Origin of the sequence: Aeromonas sp. QDB34, assembly GCF_027705405.1 — a bacterium.
Classification (GTDB): domain Bacteria; phylum Pseudomonadota; class Gammaproteobacteria; order Enterobacterales; family Aeromonadaceae; genus Aeromonas; species Aeromonas hydrophila.
This window is the reverse complement of the sequence record NZ_JAPDBT010000001.1, coordinates 843783-868794: the sequence shown is the minus strand read 5'-3', so window position 1 is coordinate 868794 and position 25012 is coordinate 843783. Positions and strand designations below refer to the sequence as shown.

Genomic DNA, 25012 nt, shown 5'->3' with positions numbered 1-25012 from the left:
GATGCTATTTCGGTGCATGTTAGTTTTTATAATTAAGCGTTAAGTTTTTAAAAATTAATTATAACATCTGACTGCGATGGCTGATGCATTGTTTACCGTTGTTGCCGTGCTGCAATTGGCCGGCAAGGGTACCCATCTAGATGTAATGCGAGGCCTGAATGCTGAATGTGAGTGCCATTCCGTTGACCGACATCTCACCCATCTGGGATGACGGCTTTCTCTCCCTCTCCAAGAACCTGCTCTCTGCCGTCACCCTGGACGATTTCATCAAGAAGCTGAACCGGATCCAGCCCTGCTTTCGCCAGGTAGACCGGGTCAACCTCATCCTCAACCTGGGGACGGGGGAGGAGGCGGTCTTCTACTACCTGGGGGAGCAGGGGCCGGCGCACCTCATCTGCCGCAAGGCCGATCTCCATTTTTCCCGCGAGCAGGCCATCGTGCTGCCGGCGAGCCGCTTTCGCCACCGCTGCGAACAGCTGGCGAGCACTCCGGTCTATGACGGCTTGCAATCCTACTGCCAGCTGCCCATCACCACTGCCCGCAGCCACCTGGGCGGGGTGGAGTTCATCAGCCGCGAGGCCAATGCCTTCCCGATGGAGACCCTGGCCAAGCTGACCCAGCTGGCGGCCATTGTCGCCATTGCGCTGGAGAACGTGCTGGACAAGGAGCGCACCCTGGAGCAGGCCAACTCCCTGCGCCTTGAGCGCGACAGCTGCAAGATCCTGGTGGACGTGACCAACGCGGTGATCAAACTGGTGCGCATCGCCGAGCTGCCCCAGAGCCTGTTCACCATACTGCACCACCACGTTGGCATCAGCAGCCTGTGCCTGGCCGAGTACAACGCCACCTCCGACAGCTTCAAGAGCTACCTGGTCAATCGGCAGCAGCGCGAACAACCGGGCATCATCAACCATTCGTGTTTTGAGAAGAACTGCCTGCAGGGGGCGCTCGGCCACAGCGAGCCCTTCTTCCTCTATCGCGATCAGGGCCACGGCTGCCAGTCGAGCTGCCGTTTCACCTCCCAGATCCTGCCCCCCGACGCCGACAGCTCCTGCATCCTGCCGCTGCGCTATCGGGGCAACCTGCTGGGGGTGTTGATCCTCTCCCACCCACAAGCGGATTTCTTCGCCGACCTCGATATCTCGCTGCTCGAACAAGTGGCGGCGCGCACGGCCATTGCCATGAACAACGTGCAGGCGCAGCAGGAGATCTCCAACACCACCGGCGCCAGGGAGAAGACCCTTCGGGTCGACGGACCCGCGCCGCAGGGGGACTTTGCCAACATCATCTACCAGAGCGCCGTGATGGAGAAGGTGCTGGAGAAGGTGAAGCTGGTGGCCCAGAGCGACTGCACCGTGCTCATTCTGGGGGAGACCGGCACCGGCAAGGAGCTGATCGCCCAGGCCATTCACGCCCTGAGTGCCCGCCACGATCACGAGATGGTCAAGGTGAACTGCGCCGCCATTCCCACCGGCCTTATCGAGAGCGATCTGTTCGGCCACGAGAAGGGGGCCTTCACCGGGGCGCTGACCCAGCGCATCGGCCGCTTCGAGCGGGCCCACAAGGGCACCTTGTTCCTCGACGAGGTGGGGGACATGCCGCTCGATCTGCAGCCCAAACTGTTGCGGGTCTTGCAGGAGCACGAGCTGGAGCGGGTGGGTAACAGCAACCCCATTGCCATCGACGTGCGGCTGGTGGCGGCTACCAACTGCGATCTGCTCTCCATGGTCAAGAACAAGCGCTTTCGCAGCGACCTCTATTACCGGCTCAACGTCTTTCCCATCGAGCTGCCGCCCCTGCGCGAGCGGCGCGAGGATATTCCGCTTTTGGTGAACTTCTTCATCAAGAAGATCGCCAAGCGGATGCGCCGCACCATCACCTCCATCCCGGCCGACGCCATGAAGATGCTGGTGTCGCTCCCCTGGTACGGCAACATCCGTGAGCTGGAGAACATCATCGAGCGGGCGGTGGTGATGACCCGCGGCCACGTGCTCAACCTCTCGCCGGACGAGCTGCTGCCCCTCAAGGGCTTTCACAAGATAGAGACCCTGGTCTATGACGAGCCGGCCCGGGAGCTGTTTCGTGAGCCGTTGCCCGCCTTGCCGCAAAGTGAAGAGGCACAGGGTGAGGATGAGCGGGTCAGCATCATCCGGGCGTTGAAGGCGTGCAACGGCATCGTTGCCGGCGAGCGGGGCGCGGCCCAGCGCCTCGGCATGAAGCGCACCACCTTGCTGTCGAAAATGAAACGGCTCGGGATCTCGGCCAAAGATCCCCGCACCCTCAACTAAGGGGCCCCAGATGTTGCTTGAACTCGACCCCGACACCCCGCAGGCGCTCAGCGCCCATCGCGAGGTGGTCCATTACCATCAGCGCGGCGTCACCACCGACAGCGCCATGCAGCTGCCCTGCGAAACCCCGGTGGCGCTGGTCTACAACGGCATCGCCCACAGCGTGATGATGTGCTCGGCCGCCGATCTCGAAGATTTCGCCATCGGCTTCTCGTTGTCGGAGGGGATCATCGACAGCCTGCTCGATATCCACGACATCGAGCAGCAGAGCGCCTGTGGCGGCATCGAGCTGCACATCACCCTGGCCAATCGTTGCGTCCATCGCCTGAAAGAGAAACGGCGCACCCTGGCCGGGCGCACCGGGTGCGGCATCTGTGGCAGCGAGAGCCTGGAGCAGGTGGTGCGTGCCCAGCCAAGGCTGCCCGACAGCCAGCGCTTTGCAGTGGGTCATATCGACAAGGTGCTGGCCGCGCTGCGCCCGCTCCAGCTACTGGGGCAGAGCACGGGGGCGACCCATGCCGCCGTGCACGTGGATGGCGAGGGGAACATCCTCGCCATTCGCGAGGACGTGGGGCGCCACATCGCGCTGGACAAGCTGGTGGGGCACCTGCAACGCAGTGGCCGGCGCGACGGCGCCATCCTGGTGACCAGCCGCGCCAGTTTCGAGATGGTGCAAAAGTGCGCCAGCGCCGGGGTGGAGATCTTGCTCGCCATCTCGGCCGCCACCGAGCTCGCGGTCGAGCGGGCCGAGCAGACCGGGCTCACCCTGGTGGGCTTCTGTCGCCCTGGCCGGGCCGAGATCTACTGCGGCTGCCAGCGCATCCTGCTGGCGAGCGCAGCGTCATCCGCCGTTTCGGCAGAGGGCTGAGGGCACAAGCCCATTGGCGCTCGGGGTTGGCTCGGGTATAGTCCTGCGCCAACAAGATAGGTTCGGTCACGCTCCTTGCCCGTCAGGGCGCCGCGGCCGACACAGCGTCAAAGGATACCAAGCCCATGAAATTCAGCCCGCTGCTGGATGAGATGATGAAAGCCCTGCAGGTGCTGCCGGGTGTCGGCCCCAAGTCGGCCCAGCGCATGGCATTTACCCTGCTCGAGCGTGAGCGCAGCGGCGGCCTGCGGCTGGCCCAGCTGCTCTCTCGCGCCCTGACCGAGATTGGCCACTGCAGCCACTGCCGTACCTTCACCGAGAATGAGCGCTGCGAGATCTGCGCCAATCCCAAGCGCGAAGAGAACGGCCTGCTGTGCGTGGTGGAGAGCCCGGCGGACGTGGCTGCCATCGAGCAGACCGGCCAGTTCTCCGGCCGCTACTTCGTGCTGATGGGCCATCTCTCGCCGCTGGACGGCATTGGCCCCGAGGAGCTGGGGCTGGAGATCCTGGAGCGACGGTTGAAAGACGAGGCGATCAGCGAGCTTATTCTGGCCACCAACCCCACCATCGAAGGGGACGCCACCGCCTGGTACATCGCCGACATGGCCCGCGCCGCTGGCGTCAAGGTGAGCCGGATTGCCCACGGGGTGCCGGTGGGCGGCGAGCTGGAGCTGGTGGACGGCACCACGCTCTCCCACTCCCTGATGGGGCGCCAGCCCCTGAACTAAGTCAGCGTCAGCCCCTCAACTGAGTCAGCGTCTGTTCTTCAACAGGCCCTGCGTCGCGACTCAGCAGCAATACCAGAACCCGCCTCGGCGGGTTTTTTGTTGGGCAAGAGGGTCGATTGGCGCAAAAATCGCCATTCGCACGCCTCGACGTTTTGTCCCCCTTGAAATGGCGATCGCCGGCCCCATCTTGGATCGGGAATATGTTCAACCCGAATCGCCTGAGGATAGTGTCGATGACCCAAAGCGTTCATGCCGAAACCCACGGGTTTCAGACTGAAGTCAAACAACTGCTGAGCCTGATGGCCCACAGCCTCTACTCCAACAAAGAAGTGTTCCTGCGCGAGCTGATTTCCAACGCCTCCGATGCGGCGGACAAGCTGCGCTTCAAGGCGCTTTCCGATGCCTCTTTGTTCGAAAACGACGGCCAGTTGCGCGTTCGCCTGGTGGTTGATAAAGAAAATCGGACCCTGACCATCTCCGACAACGGGATCGGTATGACCCGTGATCAGGTGATCGAGCACCTGGGCACCATCGCCAAGTCCGGCACCGCCGAGTTCTTCAAGAACCTCTCCGGTGATCAGGGCCGCGACTCCCAGCTGATCGGTCAGTTCGGGGTGGGCTTCTACTCCGCCTTCATCGTCGCCGACAAGGTGACCGTGGTGTCCCGCGCCGCCGGTACTGCACCGGAGCAGGGCGTGCAATGGGAGTCGGAAGGGGAAGGCTCCTTCACCGTGGCTGACGTGACCAAGGAAGGCCGTGGTACTGACGTCATCCTGCACCTGCGCGCCGAAGAGGACGAGTTCCTCGACGACTGGCGTCTGCGCTCCGTGGTCAGCAAATATTCCGACCACATCAGCGTGCCGGTGGAGATGTACAAAGAGGGCACCCCGGATCGCGAAGAAGACGGTGAAACCATCGTCGGCACTCCGGGCGAGTGGGAGCAGGTCAACCGTGCCACTGCGCTGTGGACTCGCAACCCGAAAGAGATCAAGGACGAGGAGTATCAGGAGTTCTACAAGCACGTCGCCCACGACTTTGAAGATCCGCTGTTATGGGGTCACAACCGGGTGGAAGGGGCGCAGGAGTACACCAGCCTGCTCTACGTGCCGGCCCGCGCACCGTTCGATCTCTACAACCGGGATCAGAAACACGGCCTGAAGCTCTACGTGCAGCGCGTCTTCATCATGGACGACGCCGAGCAGTTCATGCCGGCTTACCTGCGCTTCGTCAAAGGGGTGCTGGACTCCAACGATCTGCCGCTCAACGTCAGCCGTGAGATCCTGCAAGACAACAAGGTGACCGTCTCCCTGCGCAAGGCCTGCTCCAAGCGCGTGCTGACCATGCTGGCCAAGCTGGCCAAGGATGATGCCGAGAAGTACGCCAAGTTCTGGAGCGAGTTCGGCAATGTGCTCAAAGAAGGCCCGGCCGAGGATTACGCCAACCGCGAAGAGATCGCCAAGCTGCTGCGCTTTGCCAGCACCGCCGGCGAGGGCGAAGCCCAGACCGTGTCGCTGGAAGATTACGTTGGCCGCATGAAGGAAGGCCAGCAGAAGATTTACTACATTACCGCCGACTCTTACGCTGCCGCCAAGAACAGCCCGCACCTCGAGATCTTCCGCAAGAAGGGCGTCGAAGTGCTGCTGATGTGGGAGCGGGTCGATGAATGGCTGATGAGCCATCTGAACGAGTTCGACGGCAAGCAGCTGGTCTCCGTCACCCGTGGCGAGCTGGATCTCGGCGATCTGGAAGACGAAGCCTCCAAACAGGCGCAGGAAGAGGCTGAAAAAGCCAACGCCGGTCTGGTGGAGCGGGTCAAGCAGAGCCTGGGCGAGGCGGTAAAAGAGGTGCGCGTCACCCACCGTCTGACCGACTCACCGTCTTGCATCGTCACCGATGCCCATGGCATGAGCACCCAGATGATCAAGCTGATGCGCGCCGCCGGTCAGCCGGTGCCGGAGCAGAAGTACATTCTGGAACTGAACCCTGACCACGCCCTGGTGAAGAAGCTCGATACCATCCAGGACGAGGCGCTGTTCGGCGAGTGGGTCACCCTCTTGCACGAACAGGCCCAGCTGGCCGAGCAGGGCGGGCTCAATGATCCGGCGAGCTTCGTCTCCCGTATCAACCGTCTGTTACTCCAGGCATGATGTTTGGGCCCACTGCGTGCAGTGGGCTCTTTCTTTTCTGGCGCCTGCCCCGTCCGGGGTAGGCGCCAGTTGCGTGCAGCGCTGCTGCATTTTCACTCATTTTTCGTACACGGATCTGCGCCAATGGTCGTATTGCCATGTCGGAAAGATGGTGAAAAATAAGCCACTCACACGGGGCAAGCTTGTGAAAATGGGCGAAACCGTGTAGTTTTTTGCCTTCTCAAGAATTGAATAACCAATCAATAGGAGCGTGTATGCGCATTGTTCTGTTGGGGGCTCCGGGTGCCGGCAAGGGTACTCAGGCTCAGTTCATCATGGAAAAACACGGTATTCCGCAGATCTCCACCGGCGACATGCTGCGTGCCGCGATCAAGGCGGGCACCGAGCTGGGCCTCAAGGCCAAAGCCGTGATGGACGCAGGTCAGCTCGTCTCTGACGACATCATCATCGGCCTGGTCAAAGAGCGTATTGCCCAACCGGATTGCGCCAACGGCTTCCTGCTGGACGGTTTCCCGCGCACCATTCCCCAGGCGCAAGCCATGAAGGACGCCGGTGTTGCCGTGGACTTCGTGCTGGAGTTCGACGTGCCGGACGAAGAGATCGTCAAGCGCATGAGCGGTCGTCGCGTTCACTCCGGCTCCGGCCGTACCTACCACGTGGTGTTCAACCCGCCGAAAGTGGAAGGCAAGGACGACGTGACCGGTGAAGATCTGGTGATCCGTGCCGACGACGAAGAGACCACAGTGCGCAAGCGTCTGGATGTGTACCATCAGCAGACCGCACCGCTCATCGGCTTCTACGGTAAGGAAGCGGAAGCGGGTAACACCCGTTACGTCAAGATTGATGGCACCCAGCCGGTGGATCTGGTCAGCAAGCAGCTGGCGACCATCCTGGGCTAAGCCCGCCATTGCCATCGTCCCCAAGGGGCCAGCGGCAATGTGCCAGTGAGACAAGGGCCCGGCATGGGCCCTTTCTTGCATTCAGACATAACAACAGAACGACAGGAAGCATACGTGACCACGAAAACCGGGATCTTGCTGGTCAATCTGGGTACCCCAGCCGCGCCCACCACGGCCGCCGTCAAGGCGTTTCTCAGCCAGTTTCTGCACGATCAGCGGGTCGTCGACCTGCCGCGCTACCTCTGGTGTCCTCTGCTCCACTTCATCATCCTGCCGACCCGCTCCCCCAAGGTGGCCAAGCTCTATCAGCAGGTGTGGACCGAGCAGGGCTCGCCGCTGATGGTGATAAGCAAGCAGCAGCGCGCGGCACTGGAGCAGGAGCTCAAGCGCGAAGGGGTCGAGGTGCCGGTTGAGCTGGCCATGACCTACGGCTCCCCTTCGCTGGATGAGGGCTGGCAGGCGCTCAAGGCCAAGGGAGTCAACCGGGTAATCCTGTTGCCGCTCTATCCCCAGTATTCGGTCAGCACCACCGCCTCGGTGTTCGATGGCTGGGCCAAGGCGATGAAAAAAGAGCGCAACCTGCCGGTGGTGCGGCTCATTCGTGATTACCATGCTCACCCCGAATATATCCAGGCGCTGGCCATGAGTGTGCGTCGCCACTGGGAACAGCACGGCCAGGGCGAACACCTGCTGATGTCGTTCCACGGCATTCCCGAGCGCTACGAGCGGGAAGGTGATCCCTATGGTCACCAGTGCCGGCGCACCGCCGCCCTGCTGGCCGAGGCGCTCGGGCTGGAGGCCAGCCAGTGGACCGCCAGCTTCCAGTCCCGTTTTGGCAAGGAGGAGTGGCTCAAGCCCTACACCGACGTGACCATCGGTGGCCTGCCGGCCACCGGGATCAAGCGGCTCGATGTGATCTGCCCCGCCTTTGCCGCCGACTGCCTCGAAACCCTGGAGGAGATCCAGGTGCAGAACCGGGAGATCTTCATGGCCGCCGGTGGCGAGCAGTTTGAATACATTCCGGCCCTCAACAGCGATCAGGCCCACATCCGCATGATGGTGTCGCTGATCTGCCGCGAGCTGGCCTGACAGACATACAGCTGGTGCCGCCCATCGGCATCGGCTGCCAGCCCTTCGCTATCCAAGGAGAAGGAGTTTCACCATGATGCATATCACCCTGATTTACGCCGGCCTCTTGGGGCTGCTGTTCCTCTTGCTCTCCTTCTGGGTGGTCAAGCGCCGGGCCCAGTTCAAGGTGATGATAGGGGAAGGGGAGGCGCCTGAGATGCGCGCAGCCATCCGGGCCCACGGCAACTTTGCCGAGTACGTACCGCTCACCCTGCTGCTGATGGCGCTGTGCGAGCTGGCAGGTGTCGGGGCCTTCTGGCTCCATGCCGGCGGCCTGGCGCTGCTGGTGGGACGGATCCTGCATGCCATCGGCATCCAGATCCCCAAGGCACCCAACCTGCCGAGGCTGGTCGGCACCCTGCTGTTCTGGCTGGCGCTGGGGCTCTTCTCGGTGCTGGCGCTAGCACAGGGGCTCGCCGCCGGCTGAGTCTTGTTCGCTGTAAAAACCACCTCCTTGCGAGGTGGTTTTTTTGATGGGTTTTGGTAAACGTTTTCCTCTACAGCCCGTGTCTATACTGACTTCATATTTTAATCAGGCGACTTTTCGGCGCGGCGGATTGTGTTAAAATCCCGCCCCTCTTTCCCCCAGAGCACAAGAACATTGCCATGAAATTTCCCGGTCAGCGCAAGTCCAAACACTACTTTCCTGTGGATCGTCGTGATCCCCTCATCTCCCAGAGCGCGGTGCTTGCGGAGCGGGGCAAGGCCTATGTGGTCGGGATTGACCAGACGCTGGTCGATATCGAGGCGCACGTTGATCTGGCATTTCTCGAGCGTTACGGCCTGAGCCGCGGCCACTCCATGCTCATCTCCGATGACGTGGCCGAGCAGATCTACGACGAGCTCAAGAGCAACAACATGGTGGTGAGCGAGTTTGCCGGTGGCACCATCGGCAACACCATGCACAACTACTCGGTGCTGGCGGACTCCCACTCCATCCTGCTCGGCGTCATGAGCCAGGACATTCGCATCGGCAGCTACGCCTACCGTTACCTGTGCAACACCTCGTCACGGGTCAACCTCGACTACCTGCAGCCGGTAGACGGCCCGGTCGGTCGCTGCTTCACCTTCATCACTGAAGGGGGCGAACGGAGCTTTGGCATCAACGCCGGCAAGATGGACCATCTGGATGTGGCCCACATCCCCGAGACCATCATCAAGGAGTCCTCCGCCCTGGTCATCACCGCTTACCTGGTGCGCGGTGAAGATGGCACCCCGATGAAGGACGCGGCCATGACCGCGGTGCGCTATGCCCGCGAGGCCGGCGTGCCGGTGGTGCTGACCCTGGGTACCCGCTTCGTCATCGAGTCCGACCCCCAGTGGTGGCGCGATTTCATCAGCGAGAACGTGACCGTGCTCGCCATGAACGAGGAAGAGGGCGAGGCCCTGACCGGCTTCTCCGATCCGCTGGCCGCTGCCGACAAGGCGCTGGACTGGGCCGACATGGTGCTCTGCACCGCAGGGCCGGTGGGGCTCTACATGGCTGCCTACACCGAAGAGGACTTCAAGCGCGAGACAACGCTGCCGCTGCTGCCCGGTGTCATCCCCGAGTTCAACATGTACGAGTTCAGCCGCCCGATGACCCGCAGCGGCTGCCGCGTGCCCAAGCGTATCTACTCCCACATCTCTCCCTACATGGGCGGGCCGGAGAAGATCAAGAACACCAACGGGGCAGGAGACGGGGCCCTCTCCGCCGTGCTGCACGACATGGTGGCCAACGCCTATCACCGCAGCGCCGTGCCCAACTCCGCCAAGCACGTGGCCGAGTTCCTCACCTACTCCTCGCTCTCCCAGGTGTGCAAGTACGCCAACCGGGTGAGCTACGAGGTACTGGCCCAGAGCAGCCCGCGCCTGTCGCGCGGTCTGCCGGAGAAGGAAGACAGCCTGGAAGAGGTGTACTGGGAGCGTTGATCCCGCCCCTTGCGCTGAAAACGCCTCCTTCGGGAGGCGTTTTGTCAGGTAAAACCCGGCCGCGGGCAGTTTTTTGTGTGATAAACCCCAAGATGCTTGAGTCCATGTCACTTTTGCGACACCATTTGGCCACCGCATTGCCACTCGGCACTGCCGTGGCCGCAGCACCCGATAGAGAGAGAGCCCCATGAGTAAGTTAACTGACAATCTTGACGCCAATTTCCAACTGTTCATCGAAGAAGTCCGCGAGTCGGGTCAGGTATGGGGCTTGCGTTACGGTGAAGACTGGGTCGTCTGCCGCTCTGCCGAGTTCGAAGATGCCGACGTGATGCCGCTCTGGTCTGCCGAAGGGGATGCCCGCCTGCACTGCGTGGACGAGTGGGCCGACTACGAGCCGGAAGTGATCGAGCTGGAAGAGTTCCTCGACATCTGGATCAACGATCTGGACGAAGACGACGTGCTGGTCGGCCCGAACTGGAACGCCGATCTGGAAGGGCAGGAGCTCGAACCCATCGAGCTGGCCAAGGCGCTGGTGGAACTGGACGCCTGAACCACACTGCATTGAGCCGGGCCTTGGCCCGTCTGACGAGAACCGATATCCACGAGGATGTCGGTTTTTTTATGGCTGGCTTGCAGAATACTGAATGAAAAGGCGATTTGGCTTTGCACCCGTCAGAGGGATGGTCCATCATCAACCTTTTGCCGAGCGGGAGGAGCCATGTTTGTATTCGACGTCACCGGCGTTGCAGGGGCGCGAGCCGAGATCCGGGTTCAGGCGCTGGACTGGGGGCAGAGCGGCCCCGTCACCTTCCGCTGCGATGACGATCAACTGGCGGTGCTGCTGCTGACCGACTGCCGCTGCGATGCGGTGGGTTTCTTCAATCTGCTGGCGGGCTGCAAGCCGCTCTACCTGGAGCAGTGGCTCAGCTATCTGCAGGAGACCGGCCGCATCGCCAAGCAGAGCTGCCAGCTGGAGAGCCCGGCCCAGGAGGATTACCTCGCCAAGGCCGGTCTTGAACACGAAGAGCTCAATGCCCTGCTGGGGCAGGTCTATCAGGTAGCCGGTTTCAACCGGCTGCAAATCAACCGTTACCTCAAGAATCGCCACAATCCCACCACCCTGGCGACCCGTTACGATCAGAAGGAGCTGGAGCGCTATCGCCAGCTCAACGACATCATTCTGACTCTGTTGAAGTTGAAGCATCCTCAGTAAACAGCCCGAGCTGGCTGATATCCGGCCGCAACTGCTGGGGCTTGGCGATGAGATAGCCCTGCAGCCCGTCCACATACATGCCCTGCAGCAGCTGCTTCTGACCCAGCTGCTCCACCCCCTCCGCAATCACCTGACACCCCATCCGGTGTGACACGTCGACGATCATCCGCACGAACTGCTGGTTGGTCAGATCCTGCTCCAGCCCGGTGATGAGGGCGGGATCCAGCTTGATGTAGTCGGGCTTGAGCTCGCGAAACAGGTTGAATGACCCTATCCCCTTGCCGAAGTTGCAGATGGCGGAGCGACTGCCGTTGCGCCTGAGCAGCTCGAACACCCGCTTGGCCCCGGTCAGGTTGCGCTCCAGATGTTCTTCATCCAGTTCGAACACCAGGTTGGCGCTGGTGTTGGGGTCGTTGAGCAGTTGTCGGTCCAGCCAGATCAGAAAGGCGCTGTTTTGCAGCAGGTTGCTGGAGAGGTTGATGCCCCAGCGACTCTGATTCGAGCCAAAGGCCCGGTATTGGCGCATGACGTGGGTCACCAGCATCTGTTCCAGCCGCATCACCATGTCGAGCCGCTGGGCCATGGCGAACAGGGTGTCGGTGGGCAGCACAGTGCCGTCGGCACTGCTGAAGCGGGTGTAGATCTCGTTGTAGGCCAGCATGCTGCGGTGCATCGGCTGGATCGGCTGGTAGGTGAAGCTGATGCGCTCCTGCTCCAGCAGCTCGGTCAGCACCAGCTTCCAGTGATGCTGCCCCTGCAGCTCCACCACGCTGTCATCCTGCTGGATGGCCCAGCCGTTGACCGTCTCGGTCTGGGCGCGGGCCAGCGCCAGATCCGCCCTGGCCAGAATGGCCTCGATCTTCTGGCCGCTGCTGAGCCGGGTCAGCCCGGAGTAGGCGGCGCTCTCCAGTTCATGCTGCTGCTGATAGTGATCGAAAGCGATCTTCAGATCCCGCCCGAGCAGGGGGGGTGGGATGTTGGCGACCGGCTGCACCAGCACCGCGAAGTCGGCCCCCGAGATGCGGTAGACCTGATGGCCGGGGAAGCGGCTCACCACTCTGGTGATGATATTGGCGATATCCTTGATGTAGGCATCCCCCGACTGAAAGCCGCGTTGGGCGTTGAGCTTGCCGAGTTCGGTAGCGCGGATCAGCACCAGGGTGGCGGTCTGGGTATCCTGATCCCGCTGCAGCAGCTCGGTCATGTCGCGGCGAAAGGCGTGGCGGTTTTGCAGCTGGGTCAGCTCGTCCTGGGTCGCCTGGTTGTGCAGTTCGCTGATCTGGCGGTGGGCATCGCGTTCGGCCTCGTTGAAGTGGGCGAGCAACTGCTGCAGGGCGGCCTGGGCCTCGGGGGTGGTCAGGCAGGTGGGGTCGCGCAGCTGCAGCGCCCGGCACCACACCTGCTCCTGGTGGCTGCGCTCGGCCTGCTGAAGGCGCAGGGTCAGCATGCTCAGCAAGCCAAAGCCGAGCAGGCTGGTGGCGAGGATGATAAGCAGGGTCAGCAGCGTGCTGGTGAAGGCGAGCCAGAGCCCCTGCAACAGCAGCAGGGGAGCACAGAGGAGAGCGATCACCAGCAGCTGGTTGCTCCCGAGCTTGTTCAACATGGTGTCATCCTTGATGATGTCGTTGATGCTGAAATTCTAACCAAGCTCGCGCCGCAAAGCATGAGATCCCGCTCAACTCCTGGAAAAGGGTCAATTGAAATCAGTTAAATGTGAGTGAAACCACTTTCATGGCGCCGGAAACAGGCGAAGATGAATCGAAAATGGACCAAAACAAGGCAGAGGTAATTATGTTGTTAGAACCCGTAAATACTGCCAAAGCACGGCAACTATTGAACCAGAGTATGGCCTTGGTGCTCGCGGGGGGACGGGGCAGTCGCCTGAAGCAGTTGACCGACAACCGCGCCAAGCCTGCCGTCCATTTTGGCGGCAAGTTCCGCATCATCGACTTCGTGCTCTCCAACTGCATCAACTCCGGCATTCGCCGGGTCGGGGTGGTGACCCAGTACAAGTCCCACAGCCTGCTGCGCCACCTGCAATCCGGCTGGTCCTTCCTGCGCTACCAGATGAACGAGTTCATCGACTTGCTGCCCGCCCAGCAGCGGGTGGACGAGGTGCACTGGTATCGCGGCACCGCCGACGCCATCTACCAGAACGTCGACATCATCCGTGACTACGGCCCCAAATACATAGTGGTGCTGGCGGGGGATCACATCTACAAGATGGACTACGCCGCCATGCTGCTCGATCACGTGCGCCTCGGCGCCAAGGTGACGGTGGCCTGCATCGAGGTGCCGCGCGCGGAGGCCTCCGCCTTCGGGGTGATGGACATCGACGAGCAGCGCAAGATCCGCGCCTTCGTGGAGAAGCCGGCCAATCCGCCGGCCATGCCGGGCAACGAAAACGTCTCCCTGGCCTCCATGGGCATCTACATCTTCGAGGCGGAGTATCTCTATCAGCTGCTGGAAGAGGACATCCACAATCAGGAGTCCAAACACGATTTCGGCATGGACGTGATCCCGCGCATCGTGGGGGAGGGCAAGGCGTTTGCCCACCCGTTCACCATGTCCTGCGTGGGGGCCAAGGAGGGGCAGAAACCCTACTGGCGTGACGTGGGTACCCTGGACTCGTTCTGGGAGGCCAACATGGATCTCGCCTCCGTGGTGCCCGAGCTCGACATCTATGACGAGAACTGGCCCATCTGGACCAGCCAGACCATGACGCCGCCGGCCAAGTTCGTGCAGGACAGAAACGGCCAGCACGGCATGACCATCAACTCCATGTTCGCGGGGGGCTCGATCGTCAGCGGCTCCTTCGTGCTCAACTCCGTGTTGTTCACCCATGTGCGGGTGCACTCCTTCTGTACCCTGGATCAGGCCATCATTTTCCCCGGCGTCGAGATCGGCTCGGGTTGCCGGTTGCGGCGGGTGGTGGTGGACAAGGGCTGCAAGCTGCCCGACGGGCTGGTGGTGGGGGAGAACGCCGACGAGGATAGCCGCCGCTTCTATCGCTCCGAGCAGGGTATCGTGCTGGTGACCAAGGAGATGCTGGCCAAGCTGGGGTGATGTCACGCCCAACGCCAGACGCCACAACTAAAAAGGGAGCCGATATGGCTCCCTTTTTCTATTCAGCCGGATGGCTGATTATTTTTCGGTGATCAGCGCCTTGGCGGCCATCACCATGGCGGTGCCGTGCTTGCCACCGGCGGCGGTCACTTGCGGGACGCCATCTTCGTCGGTGTCACCACCGGCCCCTTCGATGACGTTTTCGCCGGAGTCGCCGATCCACTCGGCCATCTGCATGCCACCGTTGACGGTGCCACGGAACCAGCTCACGTAGCGCTGGGTCAGCTGGGCCAACTCCAGCGCCGGGGCTTTCTCTGTCCCCTCGTTGCGCAGGTTCAGCATGGCGGAGCGCAGGGTACCGGAGATGGCGGCCTGGGTCCAGGGAGTGTATTCGCCTTGCTTGCCAGCGAGCCAGGTACCGGCCTTGGCATTGAAGTAGGCCTTGTCGGCGGCGATGAACAGCTCGCGCGCCGCCGTGCGGTACTTGGCATCCGAGGTTGCCAGGAAGGCGGCGGTCAGGCCGCGGATGGCGGCAAACTGGGCGTCGATGGACTGGCCGGCATCGAGCTTGCCACCCAGGGTGATCCCATCGTGTACCAGCCCATTTTTGCCCTTGAGATTGGCGAGGATGAAGTCGGCCTGCTGGCGGATCAGCACCAGCGCCTGCTGGCCCTGAGCGGTCTTCAGGTTCAGCTCGCCATTGTCACCAGCGGCGTAACCGACCGGCAGTGCATCCTGGGCGCGCTGGAAGATCTGCAGGGCGACCAGGCTGTAGGCGGCGTCAAAGGTGGTGACGTGCTTGCCCTGTTTGCCGGCTTGCCAGCTGTCAACCAGGGTGCCGGCCTTGGGCTCGAAGTGCAGGGCATTGAGGTTCTTGAACACCATGCCGGAGAGGTTCAGCGCCAGGGAGAAGGCATCGTCACCCGCTACCAGCTTGGCGGCATCGCTGCCCTTGTTGGCGGCCGGTGCGGCGGCGAACGGGGCACCGTCGAACACGGCGTGGAAGGCCGGGTTCTGGTTGGTGTTGGCGCTGCGCTGATCGGTGAAGGCGTAGAACTCGGAGAGCGGCCACAGCATCATCCAGGCGTCGCGCAGCTGGGCAGAGCCGTCCACCACCTCGAGCTTGCCGATGGCGCCAACATCATTCTTACCGGTCTCGGTCACTTTCACCTGATGGGGGAAGTAGACGATACCCTTGGCCGGATCGTACTGCGGGGTGATCTTGGCGCCCAGCTGCTTGCCGTCAAAGCCGAGCTGCCCCTGCAGGATGGCCAGCTTGTCGATGGACTGCTCGGTCAGCATCATGCCGTTGAAGCCGTCGGCGGCAGAGACGCCCAGCTTGTGCTTGCCGTCTTGATCCATGGTGGCGGACGCGGCTTCCACCTCTTCATCGGTCTCGGCCACGTGCATGCCGCCGAGGAAGTCCTGGGACCACATCACCTCTTTGAGCAGGATGCCGCCCACGGCCGCCGGCACCAGCAGGTTGTCACTGCCGCTCCAGCGCAGGGTGGCGTAGTCGCGGAAGTAGGCCGGTACCTGGGTCTTGACGCTCTTCTCGTTGCCCTTGGCGGTCTTGATGGTGATCTGGTCGCCGTTGACCGGGGTGGCGTTGACGGCTTGCGCGAACTCCGGGTTGGCGGAGGAGTAGGGCAGGGAGAGGGGATACATGCCCTGCGGCACTTCATCGGCCGGGAAGCCGACCGCATCGGCCATGGCCAGCACTCGCTGACCGAGGGAGGCCATGGTGCCGCCGCGAGCCTGGTTTTGCGGTCCGTTCACCAGATGGGGGCCCATGCCGGATTGATAGTTGAGGGCGTACATCGCCTCTTCGGAGTATTCGTAGGATTCGATGCCGGCAGCGAAGTCGAACGGGGTCGGCTCATTGGCTCGGTTGGCGTCCAGCACATCCAGATCCAGACCGAGGGCCTCGGCCAGCGGCTCGCCGGAGAGCTCGAACTCGGTGTAGGCCAGCATGTTGGCGGCGGTGTTGAATGTCTTGTCTTCTACCTTGACGGCGGCGTGTGCGGCGCCGCTCAGGATCGCGCAGGCGATCGCCTGGACCAGTACGGTTTTTCTCATGTCCCTTCTCACCATATGTTTGATTTTATTATGACGCTTCTCATGAATCTAAATGAGAATGGTGTGCATTATGAGGCAAAGGGGGGAGCTTGAGAAGAAAAAACCGCGCCCCTGGAGGTGAAGAGAAGAGGGGCGCGGTTGGGGGTCAGAGCAGCTTGAAGGGGATGACCAGCCGGCCGGGCTCCACCTTGAGCGCCTCGACTTTATCCTTGATCCTGGCTTCGTTCTTGCGACTGCCGTCGAGCCGGTAGACGGGGGTCTGGGAGAGGAACAGCGAGAGCGATTGGTTGAAGGTGGGCAGCAGCGGAGTGAGGGCGGTGCCCACGTCGGCCGGCTCGGTCTTGACCGAGATGAGCTCGAGATCGCGCAGATAGATAGCGCCCTGCTCGGCCACGTAGTCGGGGCGGGCGCTCAGGGAGAGGCGGATCTTCATCTGCTGGTTGCCAAGGGGGCTCGCTACCTGCAGATCGCCGGCGGCATCCAGTTCGACCCGGTCGGCCTGGCGGCGACCGATGCGACTTTGCATCTCATCAAGGCGGATCTTGCTCGACATGATGCCGGGGATCCCCAGCTGTTTTTCGAAGGCGACCCTCTCTTTGAGGTATTGGTTGATCTCCCCTTCGCTGACGTTGTACTGGGTGAGTGAACAGGCGGCCAGCAGCAGGCTGAGGGGGAGCAGAAGCAGGTGCTTTAACATCGAGGATCCCGTGGGTTGAGGCAATGGTCATAAAGATGGCGCCATCTTAGGGGGAAATGGCGTTCGCTGCCAGCGTGGGCGGCGAGCCCGCGGTTTTTGTCGCAGCCTCATATGGGGGGTTGGCTGCGGTGCTCATACGGGCAAGGCTGGCCGGACCTGCACGATGGGCCACAGCAGCCGTGGCACACGCCATATCCACAGATAAGTTCCAGTTTTATCGGCATAAAAATCCCATTGACCGGGGGATTTCAAAGCGAGTATTTTACCGCCGCACAAATACAAATTGATAATCATTATCATTTTGAATCATATTTGAGGGTGTAACGTGGATACTCTTGTGATGGAAAATAGCGCGCCGGCCCAGGCTGCGTCTTCGCCCGAATTCTTATTTACCTCGGGTCAGGGCACACTCAGTGCCACTGACCTGGGCCAGCCTATCACCACCCCCGCCTGTGAATGGCCTTTGCTAGAACAACAGATTGCCGACGCGCTGGCCGCAGCCAGCGCCGCCGGCCAGAGCAATCCTCTGCTGATAGGTGCTTTTGCGTTCGACCCGGCTGAGGCCTCCTGCCTCTATGTGCCCGGCTGCTATAAGCGGGGCGATCGCCCTGTCCCGGCAGCACAGGTGCCGGCAACAGCGGCGATGGCAGAGCAGGCCGTCGAGGCCAACCGGGTCATCTCGGTGCAGAGCACCCCGCCGGCCAGCGAATTCCAGGCCTCGGTCAGCGCGGCGCTGGATGCGTTTGCACAAGGCCGGCTCGCCAAGGTGGTGTTGTCGCGCAAACTCACTCTTACCCTGCACCAGCCCGCCGACCCTAAGCAGGTGATGGCCCGTTTGATGGCCCAGAATCCCCACGCCTTCCACTTCTCCCTGCCGCTCGGCCAGGGTCGCCGCCTGCTGGGCGCCAGCCCGGAGCTGCTGCTGCGGGTCAGCGGGGGAGAGGTGTTCACCCATCCGTTGGCGGGCTCCGCCAGACGGGCGAGCGAACCGGCGCAAGACGAAATGGTGGCCCGGGATCTGCTGGCTTCTCGCAAGGATCAGCATGAACACAAGTTGGTGATCGACGAGATCCGCCGGGTGCTGACCCCCCACTGCCGCGAGCTGGCGATCCCCGCTCATCCCTCGTTGATGAGCACGGATACCCTCTGGCATCTGGGCACCCCCATCGCCGGGCGGCTCAATGGCGGCGAGGCATCGGTACTGTCACTTGCCTGCCAGCTGCATCCCACCCCGGCCCTGTGCGGCTATCCCACTGATCTGGCCCGCCAGTTCATCCGCGAGCAGGAGCCCTTCCGGCGCGCCCTGTTCAGCGGCATCGTTGGCTGGTGCGACAGCCAGGGCAACGGCGAGTGGGCCGTGGTGATCCGCTGCGGGGTGCTCGATGGCCATCAGGTCGAGCTGTTTGCCGGCGCCGGTATCGTCGCGGGCTCGGATCCCGCCATGGAGTGGGCCGAGACCGGCACCAAGCTTGGCACCATGCTCAAGGCACTGGGCCTGGATTTGGAGGTAGCGCAATGACCCAGTCCAACCGCTTCCTGTCCTATACCCGCTGGCCCGACGAATTGGCCCGGCAGTACCGCGCCAAGGGCTATTGGCGTGGCGAGCCGCTGACCGCCATGCTGGCGCGTCAATGCGAACTGGCCCCCGACGCCGAGGCGATCCTCTGCGGCGAGCGCCGCTTCAGCTATCGCGAGCTGGACACCGCCTCGAGCCAGCTGGCCGCAAATCTGGCCCGCCACGGCCTGGGGGTGGGGGATACCGCGCTGGTGCAGCTCCCCAACGTGGCCGAGTTCTATCTGGTCTTCTTCGCTCTGCTGAAAGCCGGCACCGCGCCGGTCAATGCGCTCTTTAGCCACAACCGGCTGGAGCTCCTCTCTTATGCCGAGCAGATCACTCCGCGCCTCTTTATCGGCTCGCTGACCCATCCGCTGTTTGCGAGCAAGGGTCGCGAGAGCGAGTTGCTGACAACCATCGGCGCCGAGCTGGTGCTGCTGGATGGTGACGCAGGAGAGCTGGGGCTGACCCGCTGGTTGGCGCAGGGGGCTGAGAGTGAGCCGGTGAAATCTGGCCCGACCCCGGCGGACGAGGTGGCCTTCTTCCAGCTCTCCGGTGGCAGCACCGGCACTCCCAAGCTCATCCCCCGCACCCATGACGATTACCTGTACAGCGTGCGCCGCAGCAATGAAATCTGTGAATTGGGGCCCCACACCCGCTATCTGTGTGCCTTGCCGGCGCCCCACAATTTCCCCCTGAGCTCCCCTGGTGCTCTGGGGGTGTTCGAGGCGGGCGGCACAGTGGTGCTCGCACCCGATCCCAGCCCCATCAGCTGTTTCCCGCTGATCGCCCGCCACAGGATCAATCTCACCTCGCTGGTGCCGCCGGCGGTGTCGCTCTGGTTGCAGGCCGCGGAAGCGGATCCCACTGCGCGCACTCAGCTCGAGAGTCTCGACTTGCTGCAAGTGGGCGGCGCCAAGCTGGGGGAGGCGGTAGCCAGCAAGATAGGGCCGCTGCTCGGCTGCCGGCTGCAGCAGGTGTTCGGGATGGCGGAAGGGCTGGTCAACTACACCCGGCTGGACGACCCCGACGAGAAGGTCATTCACACCCAGGGCCGCCCCATGAGCCCGGACGACGAGGTGCGCATCCTCGATGAGGCGGGCAATCCGGTTGCCCCCGGCGAGCCTGGCGCCCTGCACACCCGTGGCCCCTATACCTTCCGCGGCTACTACCAGAGCCCGGCCCACAACGCCCGGGTGTTCGATAGCGAGGGTTTCTACTGCTCCGGCGATCTGGTGGTACAGGATGCCGATGGTTACCTCACCGTGGTGGGGCGGCAGAAGGATCAGATCAACCGGGGCGGCGAGAAGATCGCGGCGGAAGAGGTGGAAAACCAGCTGCTGCACCACCCGGCCATCACCCATGCGGCCCTGGTCTCCATGCCCGACAGCGCCATGGGGGAGAAGAGCTGCGCCTTCATCGTCAGCACGGATCCCGCCTTGAAGCCGCTGGCCTTGCGCAAGTTTCTGCGCGAGCGCGGAGTGGCGGACTTCAAGCTGCCCGACCGTTTCGAAACCCTGGACGCCCTGCCCATGACGGCGGTGGGCAAGATTGACAAGCAGGGGCTGCGGGCGCGTATTGCGCACGCCATCGCCGCCAGCAAACCCCTGACAACAGCATAAAACTAAAAAGGAATCATGACGTTATGGCTATCCCAACCCTGAACAATTACGCCATGCCCAGCCAGTGGAAGGCCAACAAGGTCGACTGGTCTCTGGATCCCAAACGCGCCGCCCTGCTGATCCACGACATGCAGGAGTACTTCACCGCCTTCTATGGCGAAAACAGCCCGTTGATTGCGGCGCTGACCGAGCGCCTGGCCGCCGTGCGCAAGCAGTGCAAGGCCCTCGGCATCCCGGTCTTCTACACCGCCCAGCCCAAGGATCAGGCCCCTGAAGATCGCGCCCTGCTCAACGACATGTGGGGCCCGGGTCTCAACAAGCGGCCCGAGCAGCAGCAGGTGGTGGCAGCACTCTGCCCAGAACGGGACGACACCGTGCTGGTCAAGTGGCGCTACAGCGCCTTCCAGCGCTCCGAGCTTGAGCAGATGCTCAAAGCGCTGGGGCGGGATCAGCTGATCATCGGCGGCATCTACGGCCATATCGGCTGCATGATGACCGCCTGCGACGCCTTCATGCGCGACATCCAGCCCTTCTTCCTGGCGGACGGGGTGGCAGACTTCTCCCTGGCCGACCACCAGATGGCGCTCGACTACGTGGCGACCCGCTGCGGCAAGGTGATCCCCTGCGAGGAGGTGCTGGCCCTTGCGCCGGTTGCCGCTGCTGCCGCCCAGCCCACCAATCCCTTGCTGACGTATGGGGGGCTCAAGGCGCGGCTGCTGAGTCATATCGACGAGGATGAAGGGGAGTTTGACCCTGACGAGAACCTCATCGACTACGGTCTGGATTCGGTGCGGATCATGGCCCTGCTCACCGAGTGGCGCGCCGCCGGGGTGGAGCTCGGCTTCGTGGATCTCGCCAAGCTGCCGACCCTCAACGGCTGGTGGCGCCTCATCGAGGCCAAGCTGGCAGCCCAGGCGCTGGAGGTGACCCCATGAACCGCTTCCCCTTGACTATCCCCCAGCAGGGGCTCTGGTCCGGTCATCTGCTCAACGACGACAAGGCGATGTTCAACACCGCCGAGTGCATCGCCTTCGACGGCAAGGTCGAGGCGGCCGTGCTGGCCGCGGCCCTTGCCAAGGCGGTGGGGGAGTGCGAGGCGCTCAAGGGCCACTTCGAAGACGATAAGGAGGTGGTCTGCTTCGTCTCGCATGAGCTGCCCCTGGCCTATGAAGAGGTCTCCCTCGAGCGCGACGACGAGACGCTGGCCCGCGCCTGGGCCTGGGCCGATCTGCGCCGCCCGTTCGAGCTGACCCAAGAAGCGCCCTGCCGTTTCGCCCTGCTGCGCGGCCCCGGCCGCGATTATCTCTACAGCTGCGTGCACCACATTGCCCTCGACGGCTTTGGCACCACCTTGCTGTTCCAGCGCATCGCCGAGCTGTATGCAGAGGGGCTGGCCGGTGAGATGAACTCCCCATCCCCCTTCGGCTCGTTGGCTGAGGTGCTGGCAGAAGAGGCGAGCCGCGAGCAGAGCGGCAAGAACGACGCCGCCCGCGCCTTCTGGCAGGAGCAGCTGCAAGGCTGGCCCGAGGTGAAGTCCTTTGGCGAGACCCGCGCACCGATTGCCGCCGAATTTATCCGCGAGAGCCGTCCGCTGCCGGCGGCGCTCTGGCAATCCCTGACCGGCTTTGCCGACGAGCACAAGCTGGGCTGGCCCGATCTGCTGCTGGCCGGTCTCTCTGCCCAGCTGTCGCTGTCGAGCGGCCAGGATAAGACCCTGCTCGGCCTGATGATGATGAACCGCATCGGCTCGGCGTCGCTGACCGTGCCCTGCATGCAGATGAACATTACCCCCCTTGCTCTGGAACTCGAAGAGGGGTTGGATCTGGCGGGAGCCGCCGGCGCCGTGGCCAAGGCCAAGCGCGGGGTGCGCAAACACCAGCACTACCGCTACGAGCTGCTGCGCCGTGACCTTGGCCTGGTGGGGGGCGACAAGCGGCTGTTCGGCCCTCTGGTCAACATCATGCCGTTTGATCACGCTCGCCGCTTCGGGCCGCTATCTGCCCATATTCTCAACATCAGCGCCGGCCCGGTGGAGGATCTCACCATCGAGGTGCAGGTTGGCGTCGATGGCCAGCCCAGGCTGGATCTGGACGCCAACCCCGGCTGCTACTGTCAGGCGGATCTGGCTGCCATCGCCGATATCCTGTTTGCCCTGCTGGGCCGCTGGCTGGCCGAGCCTGCCCAGACCCTGGGAACGCTCAAGGCCGACTGGCTGGCCGAGCAGCGGACCAGCGCCCTGATCGCTGGCCCCGCCCATGAAGTGATCAAGGCACGGCCGGTGCTGGAGGCGCTCTGCCACTTCGCCGCCCAGACCCCGGACAAGATCGCCTTGATTCAGAGCACGGAGCAGGGAGAGGCCCGCTTCAGCTACGAGGCGCTGCTGGCCAGATCTGAACAGATGGCGGCCGCCCTGCAGGCCGCAGGCGTCGCCCCCGGCGACAAGGTGGGGGTCATGCTGGCTCGCACCCCTCAGGCCATCTTCGCCCAGCTGGCGGTGCTGCTGGCAGGTGCCGTCTACGTGCCGCTCGACCCCGAGCAGCCGTTGGAACGTCAGGGCCATATTCTGCGGCTGGGGGAGGTCAAGACCCTGATCACCCAGGCCGAGTACCGCCACAAGCTGGCCAGCCTGTTTGAGGGGCGCACCCTGTTGGCGGGGGATCTGGTGAGCGATAACCGCTTGAACCAACCGGCCGCCGGCCGCACCGTCGCCTACCTGATGTTCACCTCGGGCTCGACCGGCCTGCCCAAAGGGGTGGCGGTCAGCCACGGCGCGCTGGATCACTTCGCCGCCGCCGCCCGCTGCCGCTACCACCTGGATGAAGAGGCGCGGATGCTGCAATTCGCCCCCTTCAACTTCGACGCCAGCATCGAGGAGGTGTTCGCCACCCTGAGCGCCGGCGCCACCCTGGTGCTGCGCACCGACGCCCTGCTCGAATCCATGCCCGCCTTTGCGGCCGGGGTGGAGCAGATGGGGATCACCCACCTCGACCTGCCCACCGCCTTCTGGAACGAGTGGGTGGTGGCGCTGACGGCGGGTCAGGCCCACATTCCTGCCGAGCTTACCACTGTCATCATCGGCGGCGAGGCGGTCTACCCCGAGCAGCTGGCCCAGTGGCAGCGTCAGGGCCGCTCCGATGTGCGCCTGTTCAACACCTACGGCCCCACCGAGACCACAGTGGTGGTGACCACTCAGGAGCTGCAACAGGAAGACCCGAGCCAGACCCAGCTGCCCATCGGTCTGCCGCTGCCCGGCATGCAGGCGCTCATTCTGGGGGCGGGGGAGCAACCCGCCAGCGAGGGGGAGCTGGTGCTGCTCGGTCCGCAGCTGGCCAACGGCTATGTGGGTGGCGTGCAAGGGAGCTTTGGCACCCTGCGGGTCGGCGAAGAGGATCTGCCCGTCTATCGCACCGGCGATCGGGTGCGCTTGGTGGCCGGCCGGCTGGTCTACCTCGGTCGGCGCGACAACGAATTCAAGATAAGCGGCTATCGCATCCAGCCCGGCGAGGTGGAGGCCCAGCTGCTGGCCCTGCCGGGGGTGGACGAGGCCTGCGTGCAGGGGGTGAGCATCGGCAGCGTGCGCCGGCTGGTGGCCTTTGTGGCGGGGCCGGAGCGCGACAGCCGGGTCATCAAGGCGCAGCTGGCCAAGGTGCTGCCTGCCGCCATGATCCCCACCGACTATCGCCACTATGACCAGCTGCCCCGCACCGGCTCCAACAAGCTGGATCGCAAAGCCCTGCTGGCCGCCTACCAGGCGGGCGGCGAAGCCCTGACCCTGGGCAGCGAGACCGAGAACCGGGTCGGCACCATCTGGCAGCAGATCCTGGGGCTGGCCACCATGGCGCCCGCCGACAACTTCTTCGAACTGGGGGGCCAGTCCCTGCAGACCATCCAGATCGTCAACCGGCTCGGCGCCGAGTTCGGGGTGCAGGTCAAGGTCTCCGACGTGTTCGATCACCCGCGCCTCGACGACTTCTGCCGTTTCCTCGACGGCCTGCTTTCCGAGGATGAAGAGAGCGTGGAGATGGTGTGGTGATGAGCAAGGAGCAACAAGCAATGGCCTTTGATTTCACTGGCAAGCGGGTCTGGGTGACCGGAGCCGGGCGCGGCATCGGCCGCGAGGTGGCAACGCAGTTCGTGGCGGCCGGTGCGTCCGTGGTGGGGCTGGATCTGGCGTTTCCCGAAGCCGACTGCCCCTATGCCACCCGGCTGCTCGATATTGGCGATTCGAAGGCGGTCAACGCCTGCTGCGCAGCGCTGCTGGCAGACGGCGGGCTCGATGTGCTGGTCAACGGTGCTGGGGTCTTGCGCCTCGGCCCCACCGACGCCCTGAGCGATGACGACTGGCACGACTGCATGACGGTCAACGCCAGTGGCGTCTTCTATCTGCTGCGGGCCCTGGTGCCCCACTTCAAGGAGCAGCGGCGCGGTGCCATCGTCACCATCGGCTCCAACGCCGCCCATGTGCCGCGCATGCAGATGGCGGCCTATTGCGCCTCCAAGGCGGCGGTCACCAGCCTGACCCAGACGGTGGGTCTGGAGCTGGCCCCCTTCGGCGTGCGCGCCAACCTGGTGTCACCGGGTTCGACGGATACCCCCATGCTGCGCGGCATGCTGCCAAGCGAGGAGGCCATGGCCCGCACCATTGCCGGGCTGCCGGAGCAGTTCAAGCTCGGCATTCCCCTGCGCAAGGTAGCCACACCGGCGGAGATCGCCCATACCGTCCTCTTCCTGGCCTCGGATCTGGCCAGCCACATCACGCTGCAGGATCTGGTCGTCGACGGCGGCGCCACCCTGAGTGCCTGAGGCTTGAG

Annotated in this window: 19 protein-coding genes; 16 read left to right on the top strand and 3 right to left on the bottom strand. The window is 63.3% G+C overall.

Going from position 1 to position 25012, the window contains the following annotated elements; all coding sequences use genetic code 11:
* The first annotated feature begins 158 nt into the window (after positions 1–158).
* The 10 genes from OKC29_RS03800 (at position 159) to OKC29_RS03755 (ending at position 11182) form a co-directional block, all read left to right on the top strand.
* Positions 159–2288: a sigma 54-interacting transcriptional regulator gene (locus OKC29_RS03800; RefSeq protein WP_073350576.1), complete on the top strand. Its 2130-nt coding sequence runs from the start codon at positions 159–161 to the stop codon at positions 2286–2288.
* A gap of 10 nt (positions 2289–2298) precedes the next feature.
* Positions 2299–3156, top strand: coding sequence for a formate dehydrogenase accessory sulfurtransferase FdhD (fdhD, locus tag OKC29_RS03795; protein WP_073350575.1), 858 nt, complete (start codon positions 2299–2301; stop codon positions 3154–3156).
* A 125-nt stretch (positions 3157–3281) separates the two neighbouring features.
* Positions 3282–3884, top strand: coding sequence for a recombination mediator RecR (recR, locus tag OKC29_RS03790; protein WP_010633741.1), 603 nt, complete (start codon positions 3282–3284; stop codon positions 3882–3884).
* Positions 3885–4117: 233 nt separating this feature from the next.
* Positions 4118–6031 (top strand): molecular chaperone HtpG, encoded by a 1914-nt coding sequence (htpG, locus tag OKC29_RS03785; protein WP_073350574.1) that lies wholly within the window; start codon positions 4118–4120, stop codon positions 6029–6031.
* A gap of 254 nt (positions 6032–6285) precedes the next feature.
* Positions 6286–6930: an adenylate kinase gene (adk, locus tag OKC29_RS03780; protein ID WP_011706319.1), complete on the top strand. Its 645-nt coding sequence runs from the start codon at positions 6286–6288 to the stop codon at positions 6928–6930.
* Between the two features lie 114 nt (positions 6931–7044).
* Positions 7045–8019: a ferrochelatase gene (hemH, locus tag OKC29_RS03775; RefSeq protein ID WP_026080103.1), complete on the top strand. Its 975-nt coding sequence runs from the start codon at positions 7045–7047 to the stop codon at positions 8017–8019.
* A gap of 73 nt (positions 8020–8092) precedes the next feature.
* Complete coding sequence (locus OKC29_RS03770) at positions 8093–8485, top strand: MAPEG family protein (RefSeq protein WP_011706317.1); 393 nt, start codon at positions 8093–8095, stop codon at positions 8483–8485.
* 179 nt (positions 8486–8664) lie between these two features.
* Positions 8665–9969 (top strand): inosine/guanosine kinase, encoded by a 1305-nt coding sequence (locus tag OKC29_RS03765; RefSeq protein WP_011706316.1) that lies wholly within the window; start codon positions 8665–8667, stop codon positions 9967–9969.
* Positions 9970–10156: 187 nt separating this feature from the next.
* On the top strand, positions 10157–10519 hold the full coding sequence (locus tag OKC29_RS03760) for a DUF2750 domain-containing protein (protein ID WP_010674427.1): 363 nt from the start codon (positions 10157–10159) through the stop codon (positions 10517–10519).
* Positions 10520–10687: 168 nt separating this feature from the next.
* Positions 10688–11182 (top strand): hypothetical protein, encoded by a 495-nt coding sequence (locus OKC29_RS03755; protein WP_017408190.1) that lies wholly within the window; start codon positions 10688–10690, stop codon positions 11180–11182.
* Here the strand turns inward: OKC29_RS03755 and OKC29_RS03750 are convergent.
* Entirely contained in the window at positions 11145–12785 is a 1641-nt protein-coding gene (locus OKC29_RS03750; RefSeq protein ID WP_011706314.1) for an EAL domain-containing protein, read from the bottom strand. The two genes, OKC29_RS03755 and OKC29_RS03750, sit on opposite strands and share 38 nt — an antisense overlap.
* Positions 12786–12973: 188 nt before the next feature.
* Here OKC29_RS03750 and glgC point away from each other — a divergent pair, with 188 nt between their 5' ends.
* Positions 12974–14248 carry a glucose-1-phosphate adenylyltransferase gene (gene glgC / locus OKC29_RS03745; RefSeq protein ID WP_011706313.1) on the top strand — a complete coding sequence of 425 codons (1275 nt, stop codon included), beginning with the start codon at positions 12974–12976 and terminating at the stop codon, positions 14246–14248.
* A 78-nt stretch (positions 14249–14326) separates the two neighbouring features.
* On the opposite strand, the gene OKC29_RS03740 is transcribed toward glgC, so the two are convergent.
* The gene (locus OKC29_RS03740; RefSeq protein ID WP_073350572.1) at positions 14327–16327 is read right to left on the bottom strand and encodes a hypothetical protein; all 2001 of its coding nucleotides are present in this window, start codon (positions 16325–16327) and stop codon (positions 14327–14329) included.
* 145 nt (positions 16328–16472) lie between these two features.
* A complete protein-coding gene (locus OKC29_RS03735) occupies positions 16473–17024 on the bottom strand; it encodes a lipoprotein (protein WP_073350571.1) in 552 nt (183 codons plus the stop codon).
* Between the two features lie 325 nt (positions 17025–17349).
* Between OKC29_RS03735 and amoC the strand changes: the two genes are divergently transcribed.
* The 5 genes from amoC to amoA are packed head-to-tail and all read left to right on the top strand — an operon-like array spanning position 17350 to position 25004.
* Positions 17350–18543 (top strand): amonabactin biosynthesis isochorismate synthase AmoC, encoded by a 1194-nt coding sequence (gene amoC / locus OKC29_RS03730; protein WP_073350570.1) that lies wholly within the window; start codon positions 17350–17352, stop codon positions 18541–18543.
* Positions 18540–20201, top strand: coding sequence for an amonabactin biosynthesis (2,3-dihydroxybenzoyl)adenylate synthase AmoE (gene amoE / locus OKC29_RS03725; RefSeq protein ID WP_073350569.1), 1662 nt, complete (start codon positions 18540–18542; stop codon positions 20199–20201). Before amoC ends, amoE begins: the two co-directional genes overlap by 4 nt.
* A gap of 23 nt (positions 20202–20224) precedes the next feature.
* Positions 20225–21136 (top strand): amonabactin biosynthesis bifunctional protein AmoB, encoded by a 912-nt coding sequence (gene amoB, locus OKC29_RS03720; protein ID WP_073350568.1) that lies wholly within the window; start codon positions 20225–20227, stop codon positions 21134–21136.
* Positions 21133–24234, top strand: a complete 3102-nt coding sequence (amoF, locus tag OKC29_RS03715) for an amonabactin biosynthesis non-ribosomal peptide synthetase AmoF (protein ID WP_073350567.1) — start codon at positions 21133–21135, stop codon at positions 24232–24234. Before amoB ends, amoF begins: the two co-directional genes overlap by 4 nt.
* Before the next feature lie 20 nt (positions 24235–24254).
* Positions 24255–25004, top strand: a complete 750-nt coding sequence (gene amoA / locus OKC29_RS03710) for an amonabactin biosynthesis protein AmoA (RefSeq protein WP_073350566.1) — start codon at positions 24255–24257, stop codon at positions 25002–25004.
* The last annotated feature ends 8 nt before the right edge of the window (positions 25005–25012 follow it).